Source organism: Succinivibrio sp. (assembly GCF_045124615.1).
Classification (GTDB): Bacteria; Pseudomonadota; Gammaproteobacteria; order Enterobacterales; family Succinivibrionaceae; genus Succinivibrio; species Succinivibrio faecicola.
The window spans coordinates 1-4,483 of the sequence record NZ_JBGVMC010000109.1; the positions used below are offsets into that span (position 1 = coordinate 1).

4 protein-coding genes are annotated in these 4,483 nt (G+C 36.0%); 1 reads left to right on the forward strand and 3 read right to left on the reverse strand.

What is annotated here, in order from left to right:
- Positions 1 to 249, forward strand: a 249-nt coding sequence (locus ACJML3_RS03100) for an OmpA family protein (protein WP_406020519.1), incomplete at its 5' end; no start/stop codon positions are given.
- A 161-nt stretch (positions 250 to 410) separates the two neighbouring features.
- Here the strand turns inward: ACJML3_RS03100 and ACJML3_RS03105 are convergent.
- The 3 genes from ACJML3_RS03105 to ACJML3_RS03115 all read right to left on the reverse strand — a co-directional run.
- Positions 411 to 1,574 (reverse strand): CobW family GTP-binding protein, encoded by a 1,164-nt coding sequence (locus ACJML3_RS03105; protein ID WP_406020521.1) that lies wholly within the window; start codon positions 1,572 to 1,574, stop codon positions 411 to 413.
- A gap of 9 nt (positions 1,575 to 1,583) precedes the next feature.
- On the reverse strand, positions 1,584 to 2,546 hold the full coding sequence (locus ACJML3_RS03110; protein WP_406020523.1) for an alpha/beta fold hydrolase: 963 nt from the start codon (positions 2,544 to 2,546) through the stop codon (positions 1,584 to 1,586).
- A gap of 70 nt (positions 2,547 to 2,616) precedes the next feature.
- Positions 2,617 to 4,483: RelA/SpoT family protein (locus tag ACJML3_RS03115; protein ID WP_406020525.1), on the reverse strand; the 1,867-nt coding region annotated here is incomplete at its 5' end.

Sequence of the window (4,483 nt, forward strand, 5' to 3'; positions counted from 1 at the left end):
ACAGATCGTTTAGGCTCTGATGCATACAACAACAAGTTATCACAGCGCCGTGCTGATGCAGTATCAAATGAGCTTCAGGCAAAGGGCGTTAAGGTAAATGTATCAGAAGGTAAGGGTAAGAGCTCACCTGTAACAGGAAATAAGTGTGATGGCGTAAAGGGCCGTACAAACTTAATTAACTGTTTAGCACCAGATCGTCGTGTTGAAATCGTTGTAACCGGTGATACAACAAGAGAAGAAATTCAGTAATAAAGTCCTTAAAAATAATCCCACTTTGGGATTATTTTTAAATTATGACGTTCTTAGTTACAATCGGAAGTTAAACAAAAAGAATTCTTTGAAAAATCAGAGAATTCTTTTTCGTTATGTTCGTAGAATCAGATGCATAATTTTATGCAAAATAAGTCTTTTTAGTAAGAGTTTCCGTAAGGATTGTCTAAATCGTCGGCTCTCTCAATATTGTCTATCATACTCTGATAATAAGCTTTTGAAGCTGATTCAGGATCTGACATTACCTCATTGAACATATGTTTTATCTGCTCAAGCACGCTCTTTCTGCAGATAAATACAAGCTTGGATTTCTTTTGTCCCTGTGGCCATGAGTGCAGTTCTGATAATGGATATAGGTTTCCTACTACACCATGAACTACAACAGGTTTATCCTGATCTTTAAGATCTAGAATGCCTTTGAGTCTTAATAGAGAGTCACCATACTGAGTTGTGACAGCAGATAATGCTGCTAATAGAGCTAAAGGCTCAAGAGGAGTATCAAATTCCAATGCAAAGGAATCAATATCAGAATGAGCAATAATTTTCTGTTTTGCAACTCCAACATCACCAGAAACTGTTGCAGGTCTGAAAGAAGATGCAAATCCATTTGATGTTGTGTTTATAGAAATCCAGGAGCTAACCTTCTTATCATATGCAGCATCGTGATCCTTATAAGGTCCTACTTCAAACAGAATGTTAGGAGATAAATTACCTTTTACAGCAGGATAGATTTTTACAGAGGGATTAATTTTTTGTGCGGCTTCATAGATAGAATCAAGTTCGTCTGAATCTATCATATCTGTTTTGCTTACGATAATAATATCTGCAAGTGCAATCTGCTTTACTGCTTCGTATTGTTTCTTTAATTGATCTCTAATATTAGCTCCATCAAGAACAGTGATGGTACCGTCATGGTAGTAATGATCAAGTAAATAATCATCACCATTTAAAGTGCTGATAACACCAGCAGGATCAGCAAGGCCTGTTGTTTCGATGATAACTCGTTTGAATCTTGGAATTTCTCCTCGTTCAGCCTTGATTAGATTAGTTACAAGGCTGTCTACTAATGCTCCTTGCAGTGAGCAGCATATACAACCAGATTGAAGTAAAACAACAGAAGAATCCACTGATTCTACTAGTTCATGATCAAGACCTACATCGCCAAATTCATTAATCAGAACCAGAGTATCTTTGAATTCTTTTGAATTTACCCAGTGATTGAGTAATGTTGTTTTTCCACTTCCAAGAAAACCGGTAATGATATTTACGGGAATTTTTTCCTCAACAATTGAATTATCTGTCATGTTTATAACCTAATCGAATAGAAATTCTAAAGCTTTTGCTAGTGCATCTATTCTATATTCATCACTTTCGTTTATCAAATCATGAAAACAATTCTCAATTATTTCAAAACGAGGTTTACATTTGTCATTCATATGCTTTTGGAAAAATTCTTTTGCTTTTGGAGTAGAAACAACTTTGTCTTTTCCAGCACTCTGACAATATATGTCAATATCGAATTCAAAGTCAGAGTTTATAAGCTCTAACTGCTTTTTCATTGCTTCTTTTACAAAATGGTAGGTAGGGCCACCAATTGCTATTTCTCTGTGCTCAGCAAAATAATCATGATAATTTTCAAAACGTACCTTTGACTGGGCATGGTGATTTCCTACAAATTCCAATCTCTTATATTCCTTTCCATGAGGGGTATACATCGTTCTAACGAATGGTAATGTTCCTGCGAGGAATACGAATGATTTGAGTATAGAATCTGGTAGTTTGAAATATGGCCATATATATGGAGCAATTAAAGCAGCTTTTGAAGGTCTTCTCTTCATGTTCTTGATGATATCAAGAGAAATCAATCCACCTAGGGAGAATGCAAGTAGTTTATAGTTGTCTATATTAAGTTTTTCAAGAACAAAGCAGATATCTTTTGCTAAATCCTCAAATCTTTCTATATGACATTTGTTTTTATCTTTTAATATTCTTGATGATGCTGCCTGACCTCTGGCAAAAATGACAATTGCCTCGATTTTCAGCTTATAAAGAGTGTAGAAAAATTCATAGAATTTATGAGCAATTTCACCTCTTCCTGGGATTATCACTAAAGAATTCACTGGATCTTTAACTTTCAGTCTGGTGGCTGTAAGCGTGAGATTTTCGTCATTGATAAAGGTTAAATCTTCAGTATTATCAATATAGAACTGCTCTAATTTGTCTTTATCAGAGATAAGAGTCTTTTCATCAATAAATTCTTTGGCGTACTTGTTCATGATTGCCACCTATTATTTTGATTTGTATATAGAAAATATAGAAAAACAAAGGTGACTTTACAAGAGAATACTATCGTCTGCGATAGACTGAGATCACATTTGGAACTGCTTTTATTCGTTTTATAACACTTGTCAGGTGTAGGCTATCTCTAACTGTAACAATAAGATTGATAAGGAATGTTTTTTCGTCTTTCAGATCAGAATTGATACTTTCTATCTTAGAACCTGCGATATCAACAGCATTAGATATTTCAGAAAGAATACCCTGACGGTTGTTTAGTTCAATTAAGAGGGTAGTCTTAAAGTCCATATTTGCAGTTACTGCCATGTTCCAGCTTACATTTAAAACTTTACCAGGAACTCTATCTTCTTCTCTGAAGTTTTTACAGTTTTCGTTGTGAATAACAATACCGCGACCCTGTGCAATATGAGCTATGATATTGTCGCCAGGTATTGGCATACAGCACTGTGCAAATGTGAATGGTAAGCCACCAGTACCTTTTACAGGCAGTTCATGGTGGTGATGAGAATCGGGATCTAAGAATTTTGCAACAGCTACAGTGAGGATATTACCCATTGCAATATCGCTAAACAGAGCATTCATATCCTTTTCATTGAAGTTATCTAGAATACTCTGAATCTGATCTTGAGTTAGAGATTCAATTCGAACTGAACGCAGTGTATTCTGAAGCAGTCTTCTTCCAATAAGTACACATTCTTGTGATCGTAGACCTTTTAAGTACTGTCTGATACAGGATCTAGCCTTTGATGTTACAACAGTGGATAACCAGATAGCATTAGGACATGAATTCTTTGAAGTAATAATTTCAATAGATTGTCCAGACTGTAACGATCTTGATAATGGGAATACATGATGGTTAACTCTAGCACCAATACAATGATGTCCTATATCGGTATGAAGAGCATATGCAAAATCAACTGGAGTTGCACCTTTTGGAAGGTTATAGATGGTTCCATCAGGTGTAAATACGAAGATTGAGTCTGGGAATAGATCCGTTTTAACATCTTCAACGAATTCAAGTGAAGATCCTGCACTTTGCTGTAAGTCTATTAGGTTCTTAATCCAATCCTGAGCATTTTTCTGAGATGCTGTTGAAACAGCTTTAGATCCGTTTTCTTTATATGACCAATGAGCTGCAACACCACGTGCTGCCATATGATCCATCAGCTCTGTTCTAATCTGTATTTCAATAGGCACACCATGAGGGCCTACAAGGGAGGTATGCAATGACTGATAGCCATTAAGTTTTGGAATTGCAATATAATCTTTAAAACCGTTTGGCCGAGGTTTAAATAGATTATGCATCTGTCCTAGTACTCTGTAACAGGAATCTACATCTTTAAGAATAATTCTGAAACCATAAACATCCATGATTTCTCTGAACTGTAGTTCCTTCTGTACCATTTTTCTGTATATGGAATACAGTCTTTTTTCCCTACCTGTTACTCTTCCTTCAATTCCTGCTTCTTTTAGTCTGCCTGTAATAGCCTCAAGGATACCAGACACTACTTCTTTTCTGTTGTTTCTTGCTCTTGTAACAGCTGCTTTTAACACACGGTATCTCATTGGATAGATAGATGCCATGCATAGCTCTTCAAGTTCTGCTCTTACATCAGAAATACCAAGTCTGTTTGCTATTGGAACGAATACTTCGAGGGTTTCTTTTGCGATGCGTACTCTTTTATCAGGTCTTAGAGCACCTAGAGTGCGCATATTATGGGTTCTGTCGGCGAGCTTGATTAGGATAACTCTAATGTCCTTTGTCATTGCAAGGATCATTTTTCTGAAGTTTTCCATCTGAGCTTCTTTATAATCGTGGAAGCGCAGTTTATCAAGTTTTGTAACACCTTCAACAATTTCATTAACTGTTGAACCGAATTCCTGTTCAAGCATAGAAGATGTTATTTCAGTATCT